Source organism: Aequorivita todarodis, assembly GCF_028561335.1.
Taxonomy (GTDB): Bacteria; Bacteroidota; Bacteroidia; order Flavobacteriales; family Flavobacteriaceae; genus Aequorivita; species Aequorivita todarodis.
Genome location: NZ_JAQQTG010000047.1, coordinates 45,592 through 70,631 on the forward strand (window position 1 = coordinate 45,592; position 25,040 = coordinate 70,631).

The following is a 25,040-nucleotide window of genomic DNA, read 5'->3' on the forward strand; positions in this document are numbered from 1 at the left end:
ATTTTGAATTTTTAAAAGCGTGCAAAGATACGACTAAATAAGATAAACCCATGCCAGATTCCAATTACTGCCAACTGCGACTGAACACTGCGACTTTTTAAGTAACTTTACATTTCCTAAAATTTCAATAAATATTTCAAGATGAAAAAAATATCCTTTCTGCTGGCCTTTCTCTGTGCCGGCTTCCTGTTCGCACAAAAAACAATGACACCCGAGCTTTTATGGCAGGTGAAAAAAGTTAGTCCGATTGGAATTTCCGACAACGGCGAAGTGCTTTTTTACAAAGTTACCACCCCAAATATGGAAGAAAACAGCTTCGACTCTAAGTATTACGCCATGCGCGTTTCGGGAGGTAATTTTGCCGAGGTTACTAAAGAAGAAGCCAAGGTTGCCGATAAAAACCTTTCCCCAAACGGGCAGTATCTTTTGCTGAACAAACCCGTTCACGTAAAGGATGTAACCGGAAAAGACATTTACAAAGATTTGCCGAAAAGCGATGCCTACGTTTATACTTCTTTGGACTACCGTCATTGGGACACGTGGAATGACGGCAGCTACAACCACGTTTTCTATAAAGATGTGAACACTGGCGTTGAAACTGACATTATGCCAAAACAACCCTATTATACACCACAGGCTCCTTTTGGCGGCGATGAGGATTATATCTGGGGCCCGAAAGGGGAAAACATCTATTACGTAAGCAAGAAGCTGGCAGGTACTGAATATGCCGTTAGCACCAATACGGATATTTACAAATTTAATTTGGCCGATAGAAAAACTGAAAATATAACCGAGGAAAACAAAGGGTACGACACCCAGCCGGCATTTTCAAAAGCTGGGGCTTTGGCCTATTTACAGATGAAAACCCCCGGCTATGAAGCTGATAAAAATGATATTATAGTGCTTCAAGATGGCGTAAAGCAAAATCTTACTTCACAATGGGATGGAACGGTAAACGGATTTCTTTGGGCAAACAATGCTAAGGATATTTATTTTACCGCTCCCGTTGATGGAACGCAACAAATCTTCAAAGTTGACTATCCTGGAAAAACCCGAAAAATGGCAGTGGTTGAGCAACTTTCAAAAGGACAGTTTGACGTTACGGGCATTGTTGCCGAAATAAACGGGCAATTGATTGTTACGAGAACCGATATGAACCATGCTTCGGAAATTTTCTCTTTTGATTTGAAGAGCAAAACCTTTAAACAGCTTACGCAGGTAAACAATGAATTCTACGGAAAACTTGATTTGCCGACCGTTGAAAAGCGAATGGTTACCACAAAAGACGGCAAACAGATGTTGGTTTGGGTAATTCTTCCACCAAACTTCGATAAAAACAAAAAGTATCCAACCTTGCTTTATGCGCAGGGCGGGCCGCAATCGGCCTTGTCGCAATTTTATTCCTTTCGCTGGAATTTCCAGTTAATGGCTTCAGAGGGATATATAATTGTAGCACCCAACCGTCGGGGAATGCCCGGCCACGGCGTGGAATGGAATGCCGAAATAAGCGGCGATTGGGGCGGTGGCGCGATGCAGGATTACCTTGATGCCATTGACGCTATTGCCAAAGAACCGTATGTTGACAAAGACCGTCTGGGTGCCGTAGGCGCTAGTTTTGGGGGTTATTCCGTGTTTTGGCTTGCCGGAAATCACGATGGACGTTTCAAAACCTTTATTGCCCACGACGGCGTATTTGACACCCGCGCTATGTACGGAACCACCGAGGAACTCTTCTTCGTAAACCACGATATGGGCGGGGCTTATTGGGAAAAGGATAATGCCACTGCACAAAAATCTTTTAACGAATTCAACCCAATAACCTATGTTGACAAATGGGACACGCCCATTATGATCGTGCAGGGCGGAAAAGATTACCGCGTACCGATTGAGCAGGGATTGGGTGCTTTCCAAGCGGCGCAGCTAAAGGGAATAAAAAGCAAATTGCTATATTTTCCCGAAGAAAACCATTGGGTATTGCAGCCGCAGAATGCACTTGTTTGGCAACGGGAGTTTTTTGATTGGTTAAAGGAAACGCTTTAAACAGTCGGTAGTCGGTAGTCGGTAGTCGGTAGTCGGTAGTCGAAAAAATGCAACCACGAATTATTTAATAACCTGCAAGGTTTCCAAAATCTTGTAGGTTTTTTTATGTCTATAATTCTACGATTTTATCCTCCGTAAGGATTGAAACTATCGAAAAAAGCAAGAAGACTGCTTTGCGAAAGATGAAAAAACAGAATTAATATGGCATAAAAAATCACGTAACCTTTTGCGAAATATTCCTTTCTAACAAAATAAATTCCTAAAAAAAGCAATGCCAAAAGAAAAGGTATAAAAGACAAATAAGGAAAGGCTATGTATTTATACAAATCCAAAGGCATCAACGGGTTTGGAACAGGTTTTATAAAATATTCAATAATTTTAAAAGAATGATACCCTGTAAGCATGCCAATATAGCCTACCAATATCCATAACATATAAATGAACGGCTTACTGGGTTTTGTAGTCACTTTTTCTTCCATTTATTTGAAAAAAGAATCCACAAATTCAAACTTATTGAAAACCTGAAGATCTTCCATTCCCTCGCCCACGCCAATATATTTCACGGGAATTTTAAACTGATCGCTGATGCCGATAACCACGCCGCCTTTGGCAGTTCCGTCGAGTTTTGTGACTGCAAGTGAAGTTACTTCTGTTGCGGCGGTAAACTGTTTGGCCTGTTCAAAAGCATTCTGACCTGTAGAACCATCCAATACCAAAAGTACATCGTGCGGCGCATCGGGCACAACCTTTTGCATCACGCGCTTCACTTTTGTAAGCTCGTTCATCAAGTTTACCTTATTGTGAAGGCGTCCTGCGGTATCAATGATAACTACGTCGGCATTTTGTGTTACGGCGCTTTGTAGCGTATCAAAAGCTACGCTGGCAGGGTCGCTGCCCATACTTTGTTTTACGATGGAAACATCGGTTCTATCGGCCCAAATTTGCAGTTGGTCAATTGCCGCAGCACGGAAAGTGTCCGCTGCGCCCAAAACTACTTTCTTTCCAGCTTTTTTAAACTGATATGCAAGCTTCCCGATGGTCGTAGTTTTTCCAACCCCATTTACACCAACCACCATAATCACGTAGGGTTTTTTGTTCTCGGGCACCTCAAACTCGGTGGCGTTGCCGGAATCTATTTCGCTTAAAAGCCCTGCTATTTCCTCACGGAGAATTTTGTTCAATTCATCGGTGCCCAAGTATTTATCCTTTGCAACCCGATCCTCAATCCTATCGATTATTTTTAAGGTGGTATTTACCCCAACATCGCTGGAAACGAGCACTTCTTCCAAATTGTCCAAAACGTCATCGTCAACCTTGCTTTTTCCCGCAACGGCTTTGCTCAGCTTATCAAAAAAGGAAGTCTTGGTTTTTTCAAGACCTTTATCGAGGGTTTCCTTTTTTTCTTTTGAAAATATATTTTTAAAAAAACTCATTTTTCAGTTGTCTGTTAATGGTTGTCAGTTGTCCTGTTTTTTGCAAAGTTTGAAATTGACCCCTTCCGTCTTTTAAATCGCCTTTTTGGGCGATTTAAAATCCACCTTCCCCTGAAAAAGGGGAAGGTGCCGTAAAGATGAAACCTTGTAAAAATTATTTTTGTAAAAAGGTAAAAATACGAAAAGCCACCTTCGCAAAAAAGTGGCTTTTCCTCAATATTTTAAGCTGGTTATTTTTTGTTCAACCAGTCGTTTACAAATTCTGGAGCCATGATAGACTCAGAAAATGTATAAGCTCCTGTTTTTGGCGATTTAACCATTTTTATTGCTTTGGTTAAACGCTTTGAACCTGTTTGTAACGATGCTACTGATTTCTTTGCCATGACTTATATTATTTAATCTCTTTATGAACGGTCATTTTCTTCAAGATTGGGTTGAATTTTTTCAACTCCATTCTGTCCGGGGTGTTCTTTTTATTTTTGGTCGTGATGTAACGTGAAGTTCCTGGTTGTCCAGACTCCTTGTGCTCTGTGCACTCCAAAATCACTTGTACTCTATTTCCTTTTTTAGCCATTGTAACAGACTTTATTGATTATTGCAATTATTTAGTTAAAAAGCCTTTTTCGCGAGCTTCTTTCATAACCGCAGAAATACCTTTTTTATTGATGTCCTTTATCGCAGAAGCGGAAACACGAAGGGTTACCCACTTGTCCTCTTCTGGAATATAAAAACGCTTCTTAAGCAAATTTACATCAAACTTACGTTTGGTTTTGTTCATCGCGTGCGACACGTTATTTCCAACCATCGCTTTCTTTCCGGTAAGTTCACAAACTCTTGACATTCCTTAACCTTTTTAAGTTATTTTAAAACAGGGTGCAAATGTAAATAATTCTTTTGTGATGTACAACAAAGAGAAATCAGTTTTTTGAAATTTCTTTTAGAAACATTTCAAATGCTTTGTTTATGGTCTTTTCAATCACGCGGAAACGGTCATTTCCAAAGTTGAACTTTTCTGAAACAACACCTCTTGGCGAAGCAATAGCAATACATACCGTGCCTACCTCGTCAACGGCATCGCCTTTTGTGGGGCCTGCAATTCCCGTGGTTGAAATGGCATAATCCGTATTGAAAAGCTTGCAACAATTAAGTGCCATACTTTCGGCAACCGGGATACTTACCACGGAAAACTCTGCTATTAAGGAAGCGGGAACGCCCAAGATTGTGGTTTTCAGCTCGGTTTTGTATGGAATAATGCTTCCCGTAAAAAAGGAGGAGGCGCCTGCCTGGGCGGTAATCTGCTCAACGATCGCCCCTCCGGTGCAACTTTCAGCAAGACTTAAAGTTTGCTTTTTTTGGTTGAGAATATGCGCAATCCTACCCACAATACTTGTTTCGTCCTCATAACCAATGGCAATATCCGAGAGCATTTCACTTAAAATTTCCATCCGCGAATCAATGCTCTCCCTTAAAGCATTTTCATCATTGCCGGTTGAGGACAATCTTAGCCGCACTTTTCCCAAAGAGGGCAAGTAGGCCAGTTTTATATTTTCTGGCAAACTGTTTTCCCAATCAGCAATTCTTTCGGCAATGGCACTTTCGCCAAGGCCATAGGTTAAAAGGGTTTTATGGTAAATATGCGGACGGTTGAATCGTTTTACAACCCTGGGCAAAACCTCTTGCTGCAGCAGGTGTTTCATTTCATAGGGCACCCCGGGCAAGGAAACAAAAACAACCTCATCTTTTTCCATCCACATTCCGGGAGCGGTCCCATAGTGATTCATTAAAATAGTTGCTTCGGAAGGAACCATCGCTTGCTGAAAATTGGCAGGCAGTGGTTTGCTTAGCTGGTATTTTTTGAAAAGCTGCTTAACGTTCTCAACAACGCTTTGATCCTCAATTAGCGTATCGCCGAAAAAATCACATAATGTCTGTTTTGTAATATCGTCTTTTGTGGGCCCTAAGCCACCGGTAATTATAACGAGGTCGGCATGCTTTTTTGCATCTTCAAAGGCTTGAAGAATATGGGCACGCTCATCCTGTACCGAAGTAATTTGATAGACCTTTACCCCTACTTTATTCAGTTCTTTCGAAATATAAGCTGAATTGGTATCAACAATCTGGCCTATGAGAATCTCATCGCCTATGGTAATTATTTCTGCAAGCATGTTATAATCGGAAGTCTCCCCTTAGCTCATCAAATACGTGGTTTAATGTAGTAAGAACGTTTTCAAGATGTGGAAGGACAGTAGCCTTATTTTTGGATGTTTTGGACCAAGCCTCAATACTTGTTATGTCTTTAAGGGCATCAATGCCGAACATTTCAATATTCGGTTTCATTTTATGGGCAAATTGGTATGCCAATTCCCGGTTTTCATTTTCGATGGCCTCTTTCATGGAAAGTAAATCTGGCGGTATCTCCTCCAAAAAAGTTTGGGCCAATATCTTTAAAAAATCTTGGTCGCCATCGGCGATCTCGGCAAGATTTTCCTTTGCGTAATACTTTATCATTTCTACTTTACTTTTATGGAAAACATTTCTGTTTCGCCAATAAATCCCGTCAATACATCATCGGCTTTAATGCTGCCAACACCCGCGGGAGTTCCTGTAAAGATAATGTCCCCAATTTTTAGTGTAAAATATTTTGAAATATATTCGATTAAAGCATCAATTTTCCATATCATCAGCATAGAATTGCCTTTTTGGACTATATTTCCGTTGCGTTTCAAACTAAATTCTACATTATTTATATCTTCAAATTCTTCTTTTTTTAAGAAATTTCCCACGACCGCAGCACCGTCAAATGCTTTTGCCTTTTCCCAGGGCAGCCCTTTTTCCTTCAATTCCGTTTGTAAATCCCTGGCAGTGAAGTCTATTCCCAGTCCAATTTCGTCATAATATTTATGGGCAAATTTTTGGTCGATATGCTTCCCAATTCGGTTGATGCGGACCAACAGTTCTACCTCGTGGTGCACATCCTTTGAAAAATCTGGAATAAAAAAAGGTTGTTTCTTCAGCAATATTGCCGTGTCCGGCTTTAAAAAAATAACTGGCTCGGTAGGAGTTGCGTTCTTAAGCTCATTAATATGGGCTGCATAATTGCGGCCAATACAAATTATTTTCATCTTGCAATTAAAGTTTTGTATTCAACTTTTGAAGCCGAATGCGCGTCAATACTTTTTTGGTATAAAGTGGGAAATCGGCATTCAGCAACCATCCAAAATAGCCGGAATCCTTTTCCATAATTTCCGTAACCAGGCTTCCTTTGTATTTTCCGAAAGAGAAAACCTCTACCCCATCTTCGTTATAGCTTATGAAGCCAGCAAAATCTGCATGATCCCTGTGCGAACTAAAATCTGACAAAAAGTTTATATCGTTTTCAAGTTCAGGGTATCTGTCCAACTGCGCCTTTAAAACCTCATAGGTTGCATTGGTATCGGCAGCGGCGCTATGGGCATCGGTTAAATCCTTATTGCAATAAAATTTATAGGCTGCTTCCAGGGTGCGCTTTTCCATTTTGTGAAAAATAGTCTGCACATCTACGGAAAGGGCTTTTTTCATATCAAAATCCACTTCGGCGCGAAGCAATTCTTCCGCAAGCAACGGAATATCAAAACGGTTGGAGTTGAACCCGCCCAGATCGCTATCCTTTATTAAGGCATATATTTTGGGTGCCAATTCCTTAAACGTTGGTTCGTTGGCAACCATTTCATCGGTAATTCCATGGATGGCCGATGCCCCTTCCGGGATTGGCATCTCAGGATTTACGCGCCAAGTATGGCTTTCCTTGTTTCCGTTTGGGAATACTTTTAAGATTGCTATTTCAACAATTCTATCAGTTGCCACATTGATTCCTGTGGTTTCAAGGTCGAAGAAACAGATCGGTTTTTTTAAGTTGAGTTCCATGGTTTTGTTTTGTGGTGCAAAGATACTTTTTATTGAAGTTTTGAAGGCGCAATAAAAAAGAAAAGGGGATTTTAAAACCAAAATCCCCTTTTCCGCTATTATACTTATAGATTAAATTTCTCTGTTAACATCCCAAGCCTCCAAGTAATCAGCCACCCGCTTTACGAATTGGCCGCCCAAAGCCCCGTTTACCACTCTGTGGTCGTAGCTATGCGAAAGGAACATTTTATAACGAATACCGATGAAATCTCCCTCGGGAGTCTCAATAACCGCCGGCACTTTTCGGATCGCTCCCAAAGCTAAAATGCCCACTTGCGGCTGGTTGATTATTGGCGTTCCCATAATGCTTCCAAATGTCCCTACATTGGTAACTGTATAGGTTCCGCCTTGTATGTCATCCGGTTTCAGTTTGTTTTCGCGGGCACGGGTTGCAAGGTCGTTCACCGCTTTGCTCATTCCCACCAAATTCAGTCGGTCTGCATTTTTTATAACTGGAACTATCAAGTTTCCGTCCGGAAGGGCTGCCGCCATTCCCAAGTTTATATTTTTCCGTTTTATTATTTTGTCGCCATCAACCGCAATATTCATCATCGGGAAGTCTTTCAATGCTTTCGCTACGGCTTCCATAAATATTGGGGTGAAAGTTAAGTTTTCCCCCTCGCGTTGGGCGAAACCATTTTTTACTTTATTCCTCCAGTTCCAAACATTGGTAACATCGCACTCCACAAACGACTGCACGTGCGCGGAAGTCTGCGTGCTTTCAATCATGTGGTGGGCTATTAGCTTGCCCATTCGGGTCATTTCCACAATTTCGTCCTCCCCGTTTACCGAAACTGAAGCCTTTGGCTTTGCAGCTTCTTCTTTTTTAGTTTCAACAACGGTTTGTGGCTGCGGCTGCTGCGGTTGCGTTTTCGCGGAAGACCGGTTTTCCACATACGCCAAAATATCATTTTTGGTTACACGACCCTCCTTTCCAGTACCGGAAATTCCGTCAAGTTCCGTTTGCGAGATACCTTCAGCAGCGGCAATATTCTTAACCAATGGCGAATAGAAACGGTCGCCCGTATTTTCAATGGGCGTTTGGGTGGTCTGTTTGGCTGTTTCAACTTGCTTTTCAACTTCTTTAACTGCAGTCTCTGCAGTTTTTGCAGCATCGGGAACAACTTCAGGTGAAGCAGCGCTTTCGGCAACAGCTTTTTCCGTTCCGTTGCTTCCGGCAGTTTCAATTATAGCGATGGTCTGGCCTACTTGCACCACATCGTCAACGTTAAAAAGCTTTTCAACCAAAACCCCATCTACCTCGCTGGGCACTTCGCTGTCCACCTTATCGGTAGCAATTTCCAGCACAGCTTCATCGGCCTCAATGGTGTCTCCCACTTCCTTTAGCCAGTTAGTTAAGGTTGCCTCCGCAACGCTTTCGCCCATCTTGGGTAGTTTCAATTCAAATTTTGCCATTGGATTTAAAGTTCAAGATTTAAAATTCAACCCTTCGTCCCGATACCTATCGGGAATGCTCAGGGCGACAAGTTAAGTTTGCAAAATTAGTTAAAATTTGTTCGTTTTGGGTTTCAAATTTCTTAAAAAACGACTACACCGCCCTTTTCGTCGCTTTGATCGCTTCCTATTATGAAATTGCAGCCGGGCGGACGAATGCGGAAAAGATTGTTGTGGCCTTTTAACTGTTTCATCAAATGGAAGATTTCCTTATAGGAAATATACTCGGCGTCAAAGACGAGAATACTGTTTTTGAGCACGATCTGCGAATGCACATTTTTTGAAACCATTTGAAAAACTGTCGCTGTAGTTGCAGAGAGTTTTTCGAGCAGCTCAATATTTTCCGTGAAGAAATAATTCCGTTCAAGTTTTGGGGGCGGTTTAACTTTCGTTTCCGAAGAAATTTTCCGCGCTTTTTTGGCCAAGGCAACCCCTGCGGAAACGGAACTTTCCAATAGAAAATTTTTGTTGAAATGTTTTCTGTAGAAAATCTGCATCGCGCCGTAAAAACGTTCAAAATAGGCATCGTCCTTTTTGGTGCTTTCGCCTTTATAGTGAAGCACCGTGGTACTTCCCAAATACTGGTTTTTATAACCAGCTTGGGTTATTTTATAGGAAAGATCGATGTCTTCGCCGTACATAAAATAATCCTCGTCAAAACCGCCGACTTCGTTGTAAATACTCCTTTTCAAAAGCATAAAGGCCCCTACCAATACATCGACCTCTCCGTTGGAGGTTTCGGAAATATGCCTGGCATAATACTTTTTTGTAAAGCCGGAAAGCTTCATTAACGAAACCCTTGGCGTGGGAAGATTGCGTTTGCTTTCGGGAAGAAAATTACCCGTGCCGTCCATCAAATAAACGCCCAGAGCCCCGATATTCTCAACGCTTTCAGCATATTCAATGGCTTGCCTAAAAGTATCTTCCGAAACTGCGGTGTCCGGGTTCAAAATACAGACGTATTCTCCCTTTGCAACCGCAACCGCTTGATTGTTTGCTTTGCTGAAACCAACGTTTTCCCTGTTTTCAATCAAAACCACATTTGGAAAGAGGGTTTTGACCATTTGGCAACTGTCGTCCTCGGAGTCGTTATCGATTACAATAATTTCAGCTTCCCAGTTCTCAATTGCTTTTTGGACGGAACGAATGCATTGTTCCAAAAAATAACGCACATTATAATTAAGTATAACAACTGACAGTTTCAAAATTTATGTACTTTTTAATGAAGATTCAAAAGGGATACGGTGCAGAATGCTTCGTCCCAAAGTAACCTCATCTGCATATTCAAGTTCATCGCCCACGGAAATACCACGGGCAATGGTGGTGGTGGTTATATTGTAGGGTTCTATTTGTTTATAGATATAGAAGTTTGTGGTGTCTCCCTCCATCGTTGAGCTGAGCGCAAAAATAAGTTCACGTACGTTTCCCGTTTTTACTTTTTCAACTAAGGAAGGAATGGTCAAATCGCCGGGGCCAATGCCGTCCATTGGAGATATTTTTCCGCCCAAAACATGGTAATGGCCGCGATATTGGCTGGTGTTTTCAATTGCCATCACATCGCGAATGTCTTCAACAACACATATTAATTGTTCGTCGCGTCGCGGGTTGGCGCATATTTCGCATAGTTTGGAATCACTAATATTATGGCAGTTTGTGCAAAAATTTATTTCGTTGCGCATTTTTACCAAAGTTGCCGCCAATTTTTGCGATTGCTCCTTGGGCTGTTTCAATAAATGGAGCACCAAACGCAAAGCGGTCCGTTTCCCAATTCCGGGGAGTTGGGACATTTCGTTTACCGCGTTTTCAAGAAGTTTTGAAGAAAATTCCATAGTGTTTTTCCTGCCGTCAAGATAAAAAAAATGCTTCAGAAAAAGTGGCTTTTCCCGAAGCATTCTATTTTGTTTTGTCCCCAGTCCTAAAGGGAATAAAAAGCAGATGCGCTTTCTCTCCTTTAGTAGTTTGGGGTCCGATTAATTTATAAGAAGCTTTTTGGTTGCGGTTCCTTCCTCAGTATTCAGGCGAACAAAATAGGTTCCCGAAGAAAGTGAAGAGACAGCAACAGTATGTCTGTTCGCAATTAATGCTTCAGCTTCATAAATAAGAAGTTTTCCGGTGATATCAAAAACCCGTACTTCTGCCTTGATTGATTTTGGCAATGCGATCGTAAATTCGGAAGTTGCCGGGTTTGGATAAAGGTCCATGCTGCTTTCGGAAATTACATCTTCAATACCTACAGTATTGTCAACCAATGGGGAAGCCCAAAGGCCTCTTCCGTAGGTTCCCGCGAAAAGTGTGTTGGTTGTTTTGTTGATATCCAATTCGTTTATTATTACGTTTGGCAATAGGTTGCTGTATGGTTGCCAATCTGTAAAAGTGTTGTCTATATAATAGATTCCGTAATCCATCCCCAAATAGAGGCCGTCTTTCCCGTTATCATCCCAGATAACCGCCAACGCGCTGAAGTTTGGAAGGTTCAATTTATAGTCTGTCCAGGCGGTTCCCCCGTCATTGGAAATAAATACACGATTCGCACTTGTTGTTGCTACGGCTATTTTATCAGGATTTGTTGGGTGAATAGCTATAGAGTTGATAAGGCCCCCCGGGGTTGTCATTTGAGCCCAATTTGTAGCCCCTGCGTCTGCCGTTCTGTATAATATAGGGCCTTTTGAAGCGTACATTACCTGATTGTTGGAAGGGGAAATTTTCATATTGTCCAAATTGCCGCCAAAGTTTTGTGAAATAGCTGACCAAGAGGTGCCAAAATTACCGGATTTATATATGATATTATACCCAACATATATTGTATTTGGCAGCACAGGGTCTTGTTCAAATGGTGTAACCCAGTTTCCAGAACCGCTACCTGGCTCATTAAGGCCTACGTAACTGTTACCGCCGTTGTTGGTTCTATACAGTTGCCCACCTTGGCTCGTTCCGTAGAATATACTGCTGTTCGTTTTATCAATAAATGATTCCATTCCATCGGCACCTAACCAATCTTTCCAGCCGGTTGTCGTAGAGTAAAAAGAAGTTCCGTTGTCTTGTGCGCCTCCTGAAACAATTGAATCTGTTGTCTGGGACACTCCAATTTTATAGAATTGACGTATTCCCAAACCATCCGTAAGGTCTTCATAATAGTTCGCATTGACTGTTCCGGTGTTTGCAGCTTTAAATATACCGCCATCGGTTATCGCGAAGAGCGTGGTTCCGTAAAACATAAGATCATCCACATCGGCATGGCAATATCCAATATTTGCTGAAGCAGCATTTCCGGGAATCCAATCTGAGGTACAGGTAAAATTGGTGCCTCCATTTGTAGATTTCCAGGTAAGAATTCCTGCAATGTGCACTTCATTTATATCGGTTGGGTTTACCGCTATAGCCATATCGCGCGGAGCTTGCCCGCTGTTATCGTTTCCGCTGGTGCTATATCCAAAAAAGTTAAGCCCTCCGTGATTCAGTTTCGTAAAACTGTCGCCACTATTACTTGAAGTATAAAAAGCTCCAAATCTACCATTTGATGCCTCTAAAACATAAACCACGCTTGCATCGGCAGGAGATACTCCAATCATTTTGGGCCCGTTAGAAAAGCCACCAATTGTGGTAAATGTTGCGCCACCGTCAATAGATTTATGAAAACCACTTCCTGAGGCATACACTACCGAAAGATCTCCCGGTTTAAATTCTACATCATAGCCTCTGTTGTCTCCAGAAATAATTTTTACCCAGTTGGCTCCGCCATCTGTTGATCTGTATATACCAACATTTTCGGCAGTTGCAAACATCATATTCGTGTTAGACGGGTTTATAAGAATTTTATTTACAAGACTGCTCCCCGTTTGGCCATGCAAATTCCAAGTTGCGCCGGCATCGGTCGATTTAAAAATTCTTCCACCGGTAGAACCAAAAAAGTAAGTATTAGAATCTGTAGGGTCAATAGCTACTGAATACACCGAAAGGTTTGAAAAATAATCATTCAGTGGAGTCCAGGTTTGCGCCCCGTCCGTGGTTCGCCAAACTCCGCCTGTATTGGCACCAATAATCATATGGTTGCTGTTTCCTTCATCGATGGCAAGGCCTGTAATTCTGCCAACGCCCGGGTTCCATCCCGAAGTAGCATTCCATGATTTTGGGCCGAGTTCTTGCCAGTTATCAGGAAGTACTGCGCGGTTTTGGGCCGTACTGTTTAAGTATGCGTTCCAACGTTGAAGTTCATTCAAGCGCTCTTCGGTTGTTGGAAGATATCCATCTTCCTTAACCATTCTAAGGGCGTTGTATTCCCATCTTTTAAATTGTTTGTAGCCACTGCCGCGGCCCTTGTCTTTATTGGCGAAGTAAGCTTCGGCATTGTCAATAATATCCTGCACTTTATAGGTGCCGGCATCTATCATTTGAAGGTATTCCTGTGCCTGACCGGCAAAAGAACCAAAAAATAACGCAATAAGTAGAAGTAGTTTGAAACGCATCTTTTTAATTTTAAGGAAGTTACATAATATATTTATCAAAGTTTTCAAATGTATCAAAAATAAAAATGGTAGAGAAACCAAACTTTGTATTTTTACCGAAAAAGTATCTCTAAACTTCTGTAGTCTCATATCTTATGCAACCCTTACATATTCTGCTTTTAATTGTTGGTTATTTTTTGGTTTTGATTTTAGTTTCCTTTTTGACCAATAGAGGCGGAAGCAATGCCGATTTCTTTAAGGCAGGAAAACAGTCGCCATGGTATTTGGTTGCCTTTGGAATGATTGGCGCCTCGCTGAGTGGCGTTACCTTTATATCGGTTCCCGGATGGGTAGAGGCTTCAAAGTTTAGTTATTTTCAGGTTGTACTGGGCTATATTGTGGGCTATGCGGTTATCGGCACGGTGCTGCTTCCGCTGTATTACCGTTTAAATTTGACTTCAATTTATACCTATTTGGAAGGACGATTCGGGAATGCTTCCTATAAAACAGGGGCATCGTTTTTTCTGCTGTCAAGAGTTGTGGGGGCAAGTTTTCGGCTGTATTTAGTGGCGGTGGTGCTGCAAAGCCTGATTTTTGACGAAATGAACATTCCGTTTTGGGTGACGGTTACTATCACAATTTTACTTATTTGGCTTTATACCTTCAAAAGCGGAATAAAGACAATCGTGTGGACCGATACGCTGCAAACGCTGTTTATGTTAATAGCCGTTGGCGTTTCGGTGTATTATGTTTCCACAGATTTAGGTCTTTCGGGAAGCAATCTTTTCAATTTTATTGCTGATAGCGATATGAGCCAGATTTTCTTTTTTGATGATTGGAAATCGGGCGACCATTTTGTAAAACAATTTATTAGCGGTGCATTTATCGCCATAGTAATGACGGGACTGGACCAAGACATGATGCAGAAAAACCTGACCTGCCGCAATCTGAAGGATGCCCAAAAAAATATGTTTTGGTTTACCATAGTTTTGACCCTCGTAAATTTTGTGTTTTTGGTTTTAGGTTTACTGCTTACGGTTTACGCAGCACAGAATGGGATTGACGCCCATAAAGACCAATTGTACCCAACGCTGGCAATGCAAAACGAATTTGGATTTGGGGTTGCAATTCTTTTCATTTTAGGATTGATTGCCGCAGCTTACAGCAGTGCCGATAGCGCTTTAACCGCGTTGACCACCTCTTTCAGTATTGATATTTTGGGAATTGAGAAAAAGTATGATGAAGCAAAACAGGTACGCGTTCGCAAACTGATTCATATCTTGGTCTCGTTGGTGCTGATTGCGGTTATCATTATTTTTAAATATGTAATCGCTGATGCTTCGGTAATTGCGAAACTTTTTGTTTTTGCGGGATATACCTACGGCCCACTTTTGGGGCTTTACGCGTACGGACTTTTTACGAAATGGAACGTAAAAGATAAATTGGTGCCCGTGGTGGCCATATTGACTCCGTTTTTGGGATATGCAATAAGCGCCCTCAGCGCGGCATACCTAAATTTCGAATTCGGATTTTTTATACTTATCCTGAATGGTGCGCTTACCTTCTTCGGTTTAATATTGATTCGTACCCAAAAGCACTAAGGTGCAGGCCACTTCAAATTCAATATGGTTCTTTTTGAGAATTTCGTAAAATTCAGGATTTTCCGTGCCTGGATTGAAAACGACGCGTTTCGGCTTCAACGAAACAATATAATCGTAATATTCCACTTGGCGTTTCGGATTTAGATAGAGGGTTACCGTGTCAATATTTTCAAAGTGTTCCTTTTCCGTGGCAATGGTTACGCCGGCTACAACCCCTTTCTTAAGACCCACGGCCTCCACGGGATGCCCATGTTTTACCAAACGATTGATGGCAAGATTGGAATATCTTCCCGGATTCAGGCTCGCGCCGAGTACTAATGTTTTCTTCATTTTGATAGTTTTTTTATGAAAATACAATACTCTTGAGCAAGATTTCATAAATGTTCGTTAAAATGAAGCGGGGCTTGAAACATTCCGAAGATTTCAACGTCTATATAGTAATAAGAATTTATTCTTTACTGCAGCAATTTTTACGTTGATGGTTAGTGTTAATAATTGCAGTAAAGATTCAAACCCGGGGCACTCGCTTCGGGTTTGTTTGTTTTAAGGGGTTAATGTTATTGTTCTGTTAAATAAGCAAATTTCGTGAAACTATAGCTGGCTTTTCTTCGTCTATATACTAAATACCTAAAATTTTATTTTTATAATTTATTTGAACCTGCCTGCCGGCAGGCAGGTTAGCCTTTTAACGAATTATACCTTTTTTAGGTAAAACAAAAGCCTTTCAGGAAAACTGAGAGGCTTTTTTATATTTCTTCCAATACATTTTACCATCTAATAATAGCACTTCCCCAAGTGAAACCACTCCCGAAGGCCGCCAAAACCACAAGATCGCCTTCTTTGATTTTTCCCTCTTCCCACGCTTCTGTCAGTGCGATTGGAATGGATGCTGCCGTGGTATTTCCATATTTTTGGATGTTGTTAAAAACCTGCTCGTCGGTCAATTTCATTTTTTGTTGAATGAACTGCGAAATGCGAAGATTGGCCTGATGCGGAATCAACATATCAATATCTTCAACCTTCAAATTATTGGCCTCCAACCCTTCCTGAATAACCTCAGCAAAGCGCACAATGGCGTGCTTAAACACAAACTGTCCGTTCATCACCGGATAATACGGGATGTCTTCCTGTGGGTTTTCGGCAATTATTTCCGGCACCCAATGTTCGGTGCTCGGCCCTTTAAGCGAGAGCTCGTTTTTATGTTGCCCTTCGCTATGTAGGTGTGTGGAGAGAATACCGCCTTTTCCGGTTTCATTTCTGGAAACAACCGCCGCCCCGGCGCCGTCGCCAAAAATAACCGAAACATTTCTGCCGCGCGTGGTCATATCCAGTCCGCCGCTGTGGTTTTCGCTGCCAATCACCAAAATATTTTTATACATTCCCGTTTTCACAAATTGATCTGCTACGGAAAGCGCATACACAAACCCACTGCATTGGTTGCGAACGTCCAAGGCCGGAATGGTTCGCATGCCCATCATTTCCTGCACTTCTACCCCACCGCCCGGAAAATACATATCGGGACTCAAGGTTGCAAAAACAATCATATCTATATCGTTTGGCTGAAGTTTGGCGCGCTCCAAAGCAATTTTTGAAGCCTTTACCCCCATTACCGAAGTAGAATTGCCGTCGCCCTTTTTTATATGCCGCCTTTCCTTAATTCCCGTGCGCTCTTGAATCCAAGCGTCGTTGGTGTCCATTAGTTTTGAAAGATCGTCGTTGGTTACAACATTTTCGGGCACATAATAGCCCAAACCTGTAATTTTTGAAGTGTACATTTAATTCAATTTAAAATAGTTCCGAAAGATAACCATATACCGCTTTTAACGGAAAGAAAACTCAGTTTATATAGTATGCGTGCATAGCAAATACGTTCTCCTAAATTTGAATATCTTTAGCCCTTAAAAATTTTTGTTATGAAAAAATTCTTCGCGATCGTCATTCTTCTCCTATTCTCAGGAAATTTTACTGCACAGGAAAAACTCACCTATCAAAAACCGCCAAAGGAAATTCTGGAACTTGTGGAAGCGCCCTTGGCACCTTCCGTGTGGATTGACAGCAAAGGGGAAAACGTAGTCCTTTATTATCGCGATGCCTACAAATCTATCGCTGAGCTTTCCGAAGCTGAATTGCGGTTGGGCGGGCTTCGGATAAATCCAAAAACCAACATCGGTAGCCGAACCCGGTTTTACAACAATATAAAAGTGAAAAAGGCTTCCGAAAAAGATGCCCGGCAAGTAGCGGGAATTCCCAACAATCCACGGCTTTCAAACTTTACCATTTCCCCCGACCAAAAAATGGTTGCCTTTTTGAATACGGTGGAAGATGGCGTACAACTCTGGCTGGCAGATATTGAAAACGGCACCGCCAAACAACTGAGCACTTTAAAGGTAAATGCTAATATGGGCGACCCGATCAATTGGTTTGAGGACGGCAGCGCGTTGTTGGTAAATGTAATTCCGAAGGATAGAAAAGAATTGATAAACACAGACGAAGCAGTTCCCGATGGCCCGACCGTTACGGTGAGCGATGGTGAAAAGGCGCAAAACAGAACTTATCAGGATTTGCTCAGTAGCCCAAACGACGAATTTAACTTTGAGCAATTGGCGCTTTCGGAAATAAAAAAGATTTCCTTGGACGGAAAAGTTGCCGATTTTCTTCCCACGGCCATGTATGACGATATTGATTTTTCGCCCGATGGCAATTATGTAATGGTAAATACCCTCAAAAGACCGTTCTCCTATATTGTGCCGTACAACCGTTTTCCTTTTGAAACTACTATTTATAGCAGCCAGGGGAAACTCATTCAGAAAGTAAACGATGTACCGCTGAATGAAGTAGAACCAAAAGGTTTTATGGCAACCCGAATGGGCAAACGCAGCATGGATTGGCGCGCCGATAAACCCGCAACCATTTATTGGGCCGAGGCATTGGATAAAGGCGATCCGGAAGTAAAAGTGGATTATCGCGATGCCGTTTACCAATTGGAAGCTCCATTCAACGGAAAGGAAAAACTGCTTTTGAAAACGATAAACCGCTATTCAGGAATTACTTGGGGGAATGATAATCTTGCAATTGCATCCGACTATTGGTGGAACGACCGAAATACAAAATCGTATCTGTTCAATCCTTCAAATGCTTCGGAAACGCCAAAGATTATTTTTGATAGGAATTATCAGGACCGTTATAACGATCCCGGCAATTTTGTAACTGCCCGAAACGATTTTGACGAAAGGGTTCTCGAAATGGTTGATGGCAACGCCTTTCTGATGGGTGATGGTTTTTCGGACAAGGGCCAGTTTCCCTTTGTGGATGAATTCAACTTAAAAACACAAAAAACGAAACGCATTTACCAGTCCGAATATACCGATAAGCTGGAAAATCTGAATTCCGCAATCGATATGAAAAAAGGGAAGATTTTAGTGCGGATAGAATCGCAGAACGAATACCCCAATTATTATTTCAGAAATATTAAAAAGAAGAATGATTTAACGCCGGTTACATCATTTGAAAATCCTTTTAAGAGCATCCAAGACGTACAAAAGGAAGTAATTACGTACAAACGTGACGACGGCTTGGAGCTTGAGGGCACTTTGTACTTGCCAATTGGGTACGACAAAGAAAAGAAGGAAAAAATGCCGATGATTCTTTGGGCCTATCCACGCGAATTTAAGGACAAAAACAGTGCTTCTCAAAACACGACCAACCCGAATGAATTTATTTACCCATATTACGGCTCGCCCATTTATTGGGTAACCCAGGGCTATGTGGTCTTGGACGATGCCGCCTTTCCCATTGTGGGCGAAGGTGATGAAGAGCCCAATGATACTTTTAGAACCCAATTGGTTGGCAACGCCAAAGCCGCCATTGATGCCGTTGACAAAATGGGCTATATCGACAGAAATCGTGTGGGCGTAGGCGGCCATTCCTACGGCGCGTTTATGGTTGCAAATTTGTTGAGCCACTCCGATCTCTTTGCTGCGGGAATAGCCCGAAGTGGCGCATACAATAGAACCCTTACGCCTTTTGGTTTCCAAAGTGAAGAGCGCAGCTATTGGGATTCTCCCGAAACTTATAATACAATGTCGCCTTTTATGCACGCTGACAAAATGAAAACCCCTTTACTTCTTATTCACGGCGAAGCAGACAACAACTCGGGCACTTATCCACTGCAAAGCGAGCGTTATTTCAATGCTTTAAAAGGTTTGGGAGCAACGGCAAGATTGGTAATGCTGCCCAAGGAAAGCCACGGCTACAGTGCAAAGGAGAGCATTCTGCACGTGCTATGGGAACAGAACGAGTGGCTCGACAAATATGTAAAGAATAAAAAATAGAAATTTCATCATTTTAAATACTCTTAATGCTTTATTGACCACAAAGTACACTAAGCAAAGAGCAGAGAGCACCGAGATTTTTCTTTGAGTACTTTGCGTGAATCTTTGTGCCCTTTGTGATAAAACATTTTCCTCTACAGAAATAATGATTAAACAAAGAAAGGGCGCAAAAGATGCGCCCTTCTTAAACAACCTAACCAATTAAATAATAGAATATTTTTACTTTTTCATAGCAATTCAATATTCGATTACTCTCGGGTAAAGATACAACTCTTTGTTTAGTGAACTTGTTAAAGGATTGAACAAAGTTTTGTTAAAGTTTCTTCATTCCCAAGTCCAATATTTACAATGACAAGGTGTCAGCATTTTGGGACTTGGTATTTTTTTTGACTAAAGCACAACTGAATTAGTTAAAAACAAAAGATTCCCATCCTTACGGGAATAAACAATAACAATAAACAATATTGAAATGAGCAAAGGAACTATTAATGTATCGGTGGACAATATTTTTCCGCTGATAAAAAAGTTTTTATACAGCGACCACGAGATTTTTCTTCGTGAATTGATTTCAAACGCAACGGATGCCACCTTAAAAATGAAGCATTTGGCCAACATTGGCGAAGCTAAAGGCGTGGAATACGGCAACCCAATTATTGAAGTGAAGCTCGATAAGAAGAAAAAGGAACTTCGCATAATAGACCAAGGAATCGGGATGACCAAAGAGGAAGTTGAAAAATACATCAACGAAATCGCTTTTTCAGGCGCCGAGGAATTCATTGAAAAATACAAGGACAAAAACGGAAAGGATGCTGGCATTATTGGGCATTTCGGACTTGGGTTTTATTCCGCATTTATGGTTGCCAAAAAGGTGGAAATCATCACCAAAAGCTACAAAGACGAGCCAGCGGTGCACTGGACCTGCGAGGGTTCGCCTGAATTCACCATTGAAAAAGCCGACAAAAAGGAAAGAGGGACTGAGATTATCCTTCACATTGCCGATGATTCTACCGAATTTTTGGAAGAAAGCCGCATCCGCGAATTGCTGGTGAAATACAACAAGTTTATGCCAATTCCGATTAAATTCGGAACGCGCACCGAAACCCTTCCAAAACCCGAAGGCGCAAAAGAAGACGACAAAGCGCCAACAAAGGAAGTTGACAACATCATCAACAATCCAAACCCGGCGTGGACAAAGCAACCCACAGAATTAGAGGACAAGGATTATAAATCTTTTTACAGGGAATTGTACCCAATGCAGTTTGAGGAGCCACTTTTCCACATTCACCTGAACGTTGACTACCCGTTCAATCTTACCGGAATTCTCTATTTCCCGAAGATGACGAACGATATGAGCATTCAAAAAGATAAAATCCAGCTCTATCAAAACCAGGTTTTCGTAACCGATAATGTGGAAGGAATCGTGCCCGAATTTTTGACGATGCTCCGCGGGGTAATTGACAGTCCGGACATACCGCTGAACGTTTCGCGAAGCTATTTGCAGGCCGATGGCGCGGTAAAGAAGATTTCGAGCTACATCACCCGAAAAGTTGCGGATAAGTTGAAAAGTCTTTTCAACAACGACCGTGAAGGCTTTGAAAAGAAATGGAACGACATTAAAATCGTTATTGAATACGGAATGCTGACCGAAGATAAGTTCTTCGAAAAAGCGCAGGATTTTGCGCTGTACCCAACGGTTGACGGCAACTATTTCACCTTTTCGGAATTCAAGGAAAAAATAAAAGACGTGCAGACCGATAAGGATGACAAACTGGTTATTCTGTACGCCTCAGATAAAGAAGAACAGCACAGTTACATTGAAGCCGCGAAAGAGAAAGGCTATGAGGTATTGCTTTTGGATTCGCCAATTGTTACGCATTTGCTTCAAAAAGTGGAAAGCAAGGAAGAGAAAATTTCTTTTGTACGTGTAGATAGCGACCATATTGAAAACCTCATCAAAAAGGACGATGCGCAGATCTCAAAACTTTCCGACGAAGAAAAGGAAACGCTGAAAACCTTTTTGGACGGCGTTATTCCGAAGGAAAAATTCAGCGTACAATTGGAGGCTTTGGACAGCAATGCAAACCCGTTCATCATTACCGAGCCCGAGTTTATGCGCAGAATGAAAGATATGCAGAAAACCGGCGGTGGCGGTATGTTCGGGATGGGAGGCTTCCCTGAAATGTACAATTTGATCGTGAACACCAATCACGAATTGGTAAGCGAGATCTTAAATACCAAGACCGATAAGAAGAAAGAAAGATTGGTAAATCAGGCGCTCGATTTGGCAAGATTGAGCAAAAATTTACTCAAAGGAGAAGAGCTTACAGCGTTTATAAAGCGTAGTTATGAGATGATTAAGTAACTTTTTCTCTAAATCCTAATGTGCAAAAAGCCATTCCATCATCACGGAATGGCTTTTTTTATGGCATCTTCACCAAGTTTCACAACAAAAAGAACCATGCTTGTTTTTTTAACATAAAATTTAAAGATTATAATCCAAATGTGAAGTTTTTAACATATATTTATTGTTCTAACTTTAAATATATTAAATTATGAAAAGAATTACTTTTAGCATTACATTTTTGTTCTGCTTAGTTCTTACCATTGGCGTCTTTGGGCAAGCATCCGAAACGGTCAATGGCACTGTAGCTACCACACAACCCTTTATGAACTTTGGAAGGGTGGTTCCGAACACGGGAACCTACTACACGCCCAGCTCACTTGCCCCTGGATTAATTTATGACAATGGCCCAATAATTAATGTGCCACCTGATAGAAGCAGGTTGGAGAGCGTAACTTTGGGAATGAACATTTTGGGTTTTGGCGCACAAACAGTCAACAACAACAGAATGGCCGATGATGTTACGTTAACAGATGATTATGACATCACTGAACTTCGGTTTTATTGCTATCAAACTGGTTCCACTACCACATCAACTATTACTGGAATCACTCTGCGAATTTGGGACGGTGTTCCAGGTGTTGCAGGAAGCAACATTATTTGGGGCGATGCTACTACAAATGTACTTGCTTCCACAACTTGGAGCAATGTATATAGAGATACCGAAACAAGTACTACCGCCACTAACAGACCTATTATGGAGGTTACCGTAGCGCCGGTAGGCCTAACCTTAACCGCTGGCACCTATTGGTTAGATTGGAATTACAGCGGTTCTTTAGGTTCTGGCCCTTGGGCACCCCCTATTGCAATCTTGGGACAGGCCAACACTGGCAATGCGCTACAATCAATAGCAGGCGGCCCATATAATCCTGCACTTGACACCCCCCCAGGTACCAATGAACCACAGGGAATGCCATTTCAAATTTATGGCTCCGCTTTGGGAGGAGGTCCAGTAGCTGAATGCGGCACTGGCAACCCACAACTGATTCCGGCCTCAGGAAGTGGAGGCCCTGGTTGTGCTTCCCCAACTCTTTCACCAGCAACTGTTGCCGCAACTGGCACTATTGGGACTGGTTCTGGAGAGTATATCTTGGATTTTATTGAGATCGATTTGGAACATACTTGGGCAAGCGATCTTGACATCTATTTGGTTTCCCCCGGTGGAGCCGTTACCGTAGAACTTTCTACAGATAATGGAGGTAGTACTGGACTGGACACCAGATCAATTTTGGTTTTTGATGATGATTCCGTAAATGCCATCACTGGCTGGACGGGCGGCACCCCCGCTGGAGATTATCTCGCAGAAGGCGGCTTGTTAAACACCTTACTTGCAGGTCAACCTATTAATGGAGATTGGACACTTCGTATCTGCGACGATAGTGGAGGTGATACCGGTACATTATACAACTATTGCATAAACTTTACTGAAGCAACAGTTGTAGTAGGCAATCCTCCAACCATTGTCTGTCCGGCAGATATTGTTATAAACAATACCGCTGGCACCTGTGGTGGGGTAGCAAACTTTGCCGGCGTGGCCTTTGACGTTGAGGACGGCGACATTTCCTCTTCTATCGTGGCTACCCCTCCAAGCGGAAGCACTTTCCCAGTGGGTGATACTACGGTTGAGCTTTCCGTAACCGATAGCGATGGCAACACCGTAACCTGCTCGTTTATGGTTACCGTGGTTGACAACGAAGCCCCTGTGGCAGTCTGCCAAGACCTTACCGTGGATCTTGACCCGGTAACGGGAATGGCAACAATTACGGGCGCTGATGTGGACAATGGTTCTACGGACAACTGTGGCATCGCTTCCTTGAGCTTGGATATTTCCTCGTTTGATTGTTCTATGACCGGTGCAAACACGGTTACACTTACCGTTACCGATAACGCTGGCAATTCATCAACCTGTACTTCTACCGTTACCGTTCAGGACGTTACCGCTCCCGAGGTATTCTGTGTGGGCGGTTTTGGGGTCTTCACCGAGTCTGAGGACTTTGAGGGCTCTTCCATTCCATCTGGATGGACAACCGTAATTGAATCTGGTTCCCAGGACTGGACCTTCGGAAGCGGAGACATGCCAACGGGTGGAGATTTCCCGACCAACGCTGCAATTTTTGACGATGACGCGGCTGGATCTGGCCCTGCAAACATGGCAAGACTTCTATCTCCTGTTTATGATCTTACAAGTGCCAGCAACGTACAACTTTCATTTGACTATGCCCTTCAGGATTTTGCAGGCTCTGGTGTGCTTTACGCTGATGTGTGGGATGGTAGTGCTTGGCAACAAGTATTTATTATTGACGATGTAGATGTGGATCCAGTAAATACTGGAGACATAGATGTTTCGGCTTATGCAAATGCTGCATTCCAGGTTCGTTTTACCTATGATGACGAAGATGGCGGCTGGAACTGGGGCGCTGGCGTTGACAACTTCCTGTTGAGCTATGAGGCTGCCTCAGGCGGAGGCCTTGACGTTTACCTTGATGCAAACGGAATGGCAAGCGTAGATCCCAACGACCTTGTTTCAGGTGTCAACGAAGCTTGTGGATATACAATTACCGCTGGCGGTACCGGCGGAGGAACAATGGAAACGCTTACCACTACCTTTGCCGGTGGAAACGGTCTTGATGGCGCTATGTTTGACGTGGTTGCGGTCAATGATCTTACTATAGACTCTTTTGACGTAAACCTTGATACAGGTATTACCGATGATATAGAAGTTTATTTCAAGACAGGTACCTGGGTAGGCTTCCATACCGATCCAAGCGCCTGGACTTTATTGGCAACCACTAACGTAACCTCTGTTGGTGATGGCATGCCCACCCCACTGAACCTTAACTTGGGAGTGGTAGTGGCACCCGGCGAACGAGTAGCGTTTTACGTAACTACCATAAACGGTGGTATGAACTATACCAACGGAACCACTACGGGGAACCTTTTTGCCTCTGATGCAAATCTAGAGTTCTACGAAGGTCGTGGTATGAGCTATCCATTTACTGGTGGATTTGAGCCACGTGTATTTAACGGTAATATCCACTACACTACGGGCGGAGGCTCTGGTCTAGATTTTACCTGTGCAGAACTTGGTGAGAACATCATAGAAGTAACAGTTACGGACGACAGTGGAAACTCTGCTACCTGTATGGCAGTTGTGAATGTTATCGATAACATTTCTCCCGTGATCACTTGTGGCCCTGCCAATACGACGACTACGGAAACAGAAGATTTTGAAGGTGCTTCCATTCCTGCCGGATGGTCAACAGACATCGCTGCAGGTTCACAGGATTGGACATTCGGATCTGGCGTTATGCCGGGCGGCCCAGCGTTCGCTACAAACGCGGCGATCTTTGATGATGATGCCGCCGGTAGTGGACAAGTGAACAACGCGACCCTTA

20 protein-coding genes are annotated in these 25,040 nt (G+C 42.5%); 5 read left to right on the forward strand and 15 right to left on the reverse strand.

Annotated features, from left to right (window positions below):
* Positions 1–141: 141 nt before the first annotated feature.
* Complete coding sequence (locus tag POV26_RS12890) at positions 142–2,040, forward strand: S9 family peptidase (protein WP_272856884.1); 1,899 nt, start codon at positions 142–144, stop codon at positions 2,038–2,040.
* 125 nt (positions 2,041–2,165) lie between these two features.
* Here POV26_RS12890 and POV26_RS12895 read toward each other — a convergent pair whose 3' ends face one another.
* From POV26_RS12895 to POV26_RS12955, 13 genes are all read right to left on the reverse strand, one after another.
* Positions 2,166–2,519: a hypothetical protein gene (locus POV26_RS12895; RefSeq protein ID WP_272856885.1), complete on the reverse strand. Its 354-nt coding sequence runs from the start codon at positions 2,517–2,519 to the stop codon at positions 2,166–2,168.
* Complete coding sequence (gene ftsY, locus POV26_RS12900; RefSeq protein WP_272856886.1) at positions 2,520–3,473, reverse strand: signal recognition particle-docking protein FtsY; 954 nt, start codon at positions 3,471–3,473, stop codon at positions 2,520–2,522.
* Between the two features lie 230 nt (positions 3,474–3,703).
* Positions 3,704–3,856, reverse strand: coding sequence for a DUF4295 domain-containing protein (locus POV26_RS12905; protein ID WP_272856887.1), 153 nt, complete (start codon positions 3,854–3,856; stop codon positions 3,704–3,706).
* Positions 3,857–3,864: 8 nt separating this feature from the next.
* On the reverse strand, positions 3,865–4,047 hold the full coding sequence (gene rpmG, locus POV26_RS12910) for a 50S ribosomal protein L33 (protein ID WP_081211513.1): 183 nt from the start codon (positions 4,045–4,047) through the stop codon (positions 3,865–3,867).
* 27 nt (positions 4,048–4,074) lie between these two features.
* Positions 4,075–4,314 carry a 50S ribosomal protein L28 gene (rpmB, locus tag POV26_RS12915; RefSeq protein ID WP_014782807.1) on the reverse strand — a complete coding sequence of 80 codons (240 nt, stop codon included), beginning with the start codon at positions 4,312–4,314 and terminating at the stop codon, positions 4,075–4,077.
* A gap of 76 nt (positions 4,315–4,390) precedes the next feature.
* Positions 4,391–5,638: a competence/damage-inducible protein A gene (locus tag POV26_RS12920; RefSeq protein ID WP_272856888.1), complete on the reverse strand. Its 1,248-nt coding sequence runs from the start codon at positions 5,636–5,638 to the stop codon at positions 4,391–4,393.
* 1 nt (position 5,639) lies between these two features.
* Entirely contained in the window at positions 5,640–5,981 is a 342-nt protein-coding gene (locus tag POV26_RS12925) for an Hpt domain-containing protein (protein WP_272856889.1), read from the reverse strand.
* A gap of 2 nt (positions 5,982–5,983) precedes the next feature.
* Entirely contained in the window at positions 5,984–6,595 is a 612-nt protein-coding gene (locus POV26_RS12930) for a fumarylacetoacetate hydrolase family protein (RefSeq protein ID WP_272856890.1), read from the reverse strand.
* Between the two features lie 7 nt (positions 6,596–6,602).
* Positions 6,603–7,376 (reverse strand): 3'-5' exonuclease, encoded by a 774-nt coding sequence (locus tag POV26_RS12935; RefSeq protein ID WP_272856891.1) that lies wholly within the window; start codon positions 7,374–7,376, stop codon positions 6,603–6,605.
* Positions 7,377–7,487: 111 nt separating this feature from the next.
* Positions 7,488–8,831 (reverse strand): dihydrolipoamide acetyltransferase family protein, encoded by a 1,344-nt coding sequence (locus tag POV26_RS12940; RefSeq protein WP_272856892.1) that lies wholly within the window; start codon positions 8,829–8,831, stop codon positions 7,488–7,490.
* Between the two features lie 122 nt (positions 8,832–8,953).
* A complete protein-coding gene (locus POV26_RS12945) occupies positions 8,954–10,075 on the reverse strand; it encodes a glycosyltransferase family 2 protein (protein WP_272856893.1) in 1,122 nt (373 codons plus the stop codon).
* Between the two features lie 3 nt (positions 10,076–10,078).
* Positions 10,079–10,699 carry a recombination mediator RecR gene (recR, locus tag POV26_RS12950; protein WP_272856901.1) on the reverse strand — a complete coding sequence of 207 codons (621 nt, stop codon included), beginning with the start codon at positions 10,697–10,699 and terminating at the stop codon, positions 10,079–10,081.
* A gap of 141 nt (positions 10,700–10,840) precedes the next feature.
* On the reverse strand, positions 10,841–13,333 hold the full coding sequence (locus tag POV26_RS12955; protein ID WP_272856894.1) for a T9SS type A sorting domain-containing protein: 2,493 nt from the start codon (positions 13,331–13,333) through the stop codon (positions 10,841–10,843).
* Positions 13,334–13,467: 134 nt separating this feature from the next.
* Between POV26_RS12955 and POV26_RS12960 the strand changes: the two genes are divergently transcribed.
* Positions 13,468–14,913, forward strand: a complete 1,446-nt coding sequence (locus POV26_RS12960; RefSeq protein ID WP_272856895.1) for a sodium:solute symporter — start codon at positions 13,468–13,470, stop codon at positions 14,911–14,913.
* On the opposite strand, the gene POV26_RS12965 is transcribed toward POV26_RS12960, so the two are convergent.
* Complete coding sequence (locus tag POV26_RS12965) at positions 14,884–15,243, reverse strand: CoA-binding protein (protein WP_272856896.1); 360 nt, start codon at positions 15,241–15,243, stop codon at positions 14,884–14,886. The genes POV26_RS12960 and POV26_RS12965 overlap by 30 nt on opposite strands.
* 437 nt (positions 15,244–15,680) lie before the next feature.
* Complete coding sequence (locus POV26_RS12970) at positions 15,681–16,688, reverse strand: 3-oxoacyl-ACP synthase III family protein (RefSeq protein ID WP_272856897.1); 1,008 nt, start codon at positions 16,686–16,688, stop codon at positions 15,681–15,683.
* A 138-nt stretch (positions 16,689–16,826) separates the two neighbouring features.
* Here POV26_RS12970 and POV26_RS12975 point away from each other — a divergent pair, with 138 nt between their 5' ends.
* The 3 genes from POV26_RS12975 to POV26_RS12985 form a co-directional block, all read left to right on the forward strand.
* On the forward strand, positions 16,827–19,244 hold the full coding sequence (locus POV26_RS12975; RefSeq protein WP_272856898.1) for an alpha/beta hydrolase family protein: 2,418 nt from the start codon (positions 16,827–16,829) through the stop codon (positions 19,242–19,244).
* A 469-nt stretch (positions 19,245–19,713) separates the two neighbouring features.
* Positions 19,714–21,606, forward strand: a complete 1,893-nt coding sequence (gene htpG / locus POV26_RS12980; RefSeq protein ID WP_272856899.1) for a molecular chaperone HtpG — start codon at positions 19,714–19,716, stop codon at positions 21,604–21,606.
* Between the two features lie 190 nt (positions 21,607–21,796).
* Positions 21,797–25,040 (forward strand): HYR domain-containing protein (locus POV26_RS12985; protein WP_272856900.1); only part of this gene is annotated, 3,244 nt, incomplete at its 3' end.

What these genes read in the sequence shown, in the direction of transcription:
- rpmG (WP_081211513.1), bottom strand. Translation starts at nt 4,047, where the DNA reads ATGGCTAAAAAAGGAAATAGAGTACAAGTGATTTTGGAGTGCACAGAG.
- POV26_RS12975 (WP_272856898.1), top strand. Translation starts at nt 16,827, where the DNA reads ATGAAAAAATTCTTCGCGATCGTCATTCTTCTCCTATTCTCAGGAAAT.
- POV26_RS12965 (WP_272856896.1), bottom strand. Translation starts at nt 15,243, where the DNA reads ATGAAGAAAACATTAGTACTCGGCGCGAGCCTGAATCCGGGAAGATAT.
- POV26_RS12960 (WP_272856895.1), top strand. Translation starts at nt 13,468, where the DNA reads ATGCAACCCTTACATATTCTGCTTTTAATTGTTGGTTATTTTTTGGTT.
- POV26_RS12890 (WP_272856884.1), top strand. Translation starts at nt 142, where the DNA reads ATGAAAAAAATATCCTTTCTGCTGGCCTTTCTCTGTGCCGGCTTCCTG.
- POV26_RS12895 (WP_272856885.1), bottom strand. Translation starts at nt 2,519, where the DNA reads ATGGAAGAAAAAGTGACTACAAAACCCAGTAAGCCGTTCATTTATATG.
- POV26_RS12970 (WP_272856897.1), bottom strand. Translation starts at nt 16,688, where the DNA reads ATGTACACTTCAAAAATTACAGGTTTGGGCTATTATGTGCCCGAAAAT.
- POV26_RS12955 (WP_272856894.1), bottom strand. Translation starts at nt 13,333, where the DNA reads ATGCGTTTCAAACTACTTCTACTTATTGCGTTATTTTTTGGTTCTTTT.
- ftsY (WP_272856886.1), bottom strand. Translation starts at nt 3,473, where the DNA reads ATGAGTTTTTTTAAAAATATATTTTCAAAAGAAAAAAAGGAAACCCTC.
- recR (WP_272856901.1), bottom strand. Translation starts at nt 10,699, where the DNA reads ATGGAATTTTCTTCAAAACTTCTTGAAAACGCGGTAAACGAAATGTCC.
- POV26_RS12930 (WP_272856890.1), bottom strand. Translation starts at nt 6,595, where the DNA reads ATGAAAATAATTTGTATTGGCCGCAATTATGCAGCCCATATTAATGAG.
- rpmB (WP_014782807.1), bottom strand. Translation starts at nt 4,314, where the DNA reads ATGTCAAGAGTTTGTGAACTTACCGGAAAGAAAGCGATGGTTGGAAAT.
- POV26_RS12905 (WP_272856887.1), bottom strand. Translation starts at nt 3,856, where the DNA reads ATGGCAAAGAAATCAGTAGCATCGTTACAAACAGGTTCAAAGCGTTTA.
- POV26_RS12940 (WP_272856892.1), bottom strand. Translation starts at nt 8,831, where the DNA reads ATGGCAAAATTTGAATTGAAACTACCCAAGATGGGCGAAAGCGTTGCG.
- POV26_RS12925 (WP_272856889.1), bottom strand. Translation starts at nt 5,981, where the DNA reads ATGATAAAGTATTACGCAAAGGAAAATCTTGCCGAGATCGCCGATGGC.
- POV26_RS12920 (WP_272856888.1), bottom strand. Translation starts at nt 5,638, where the DNA reads ATGCTTGCAGAAATAATTACCATAGGCGATGAGATTCTCATAGGCCAG.
- POV26_RS12935 (WP_272856891.1), bottom strand. Translation starts at nt 7,376, where the DNA reads ATGGAACTCAACTTAAAAAAACCGATCTGTTTCTTCGACCTTGAAACC.
- htpG (WP_272856899.1), top strand. Translation starts at nt 19,714, where the DNA reads ATGAGCAAAGGAACTATTAATGTATCGGTGGACAATATTTTTCCGCTG.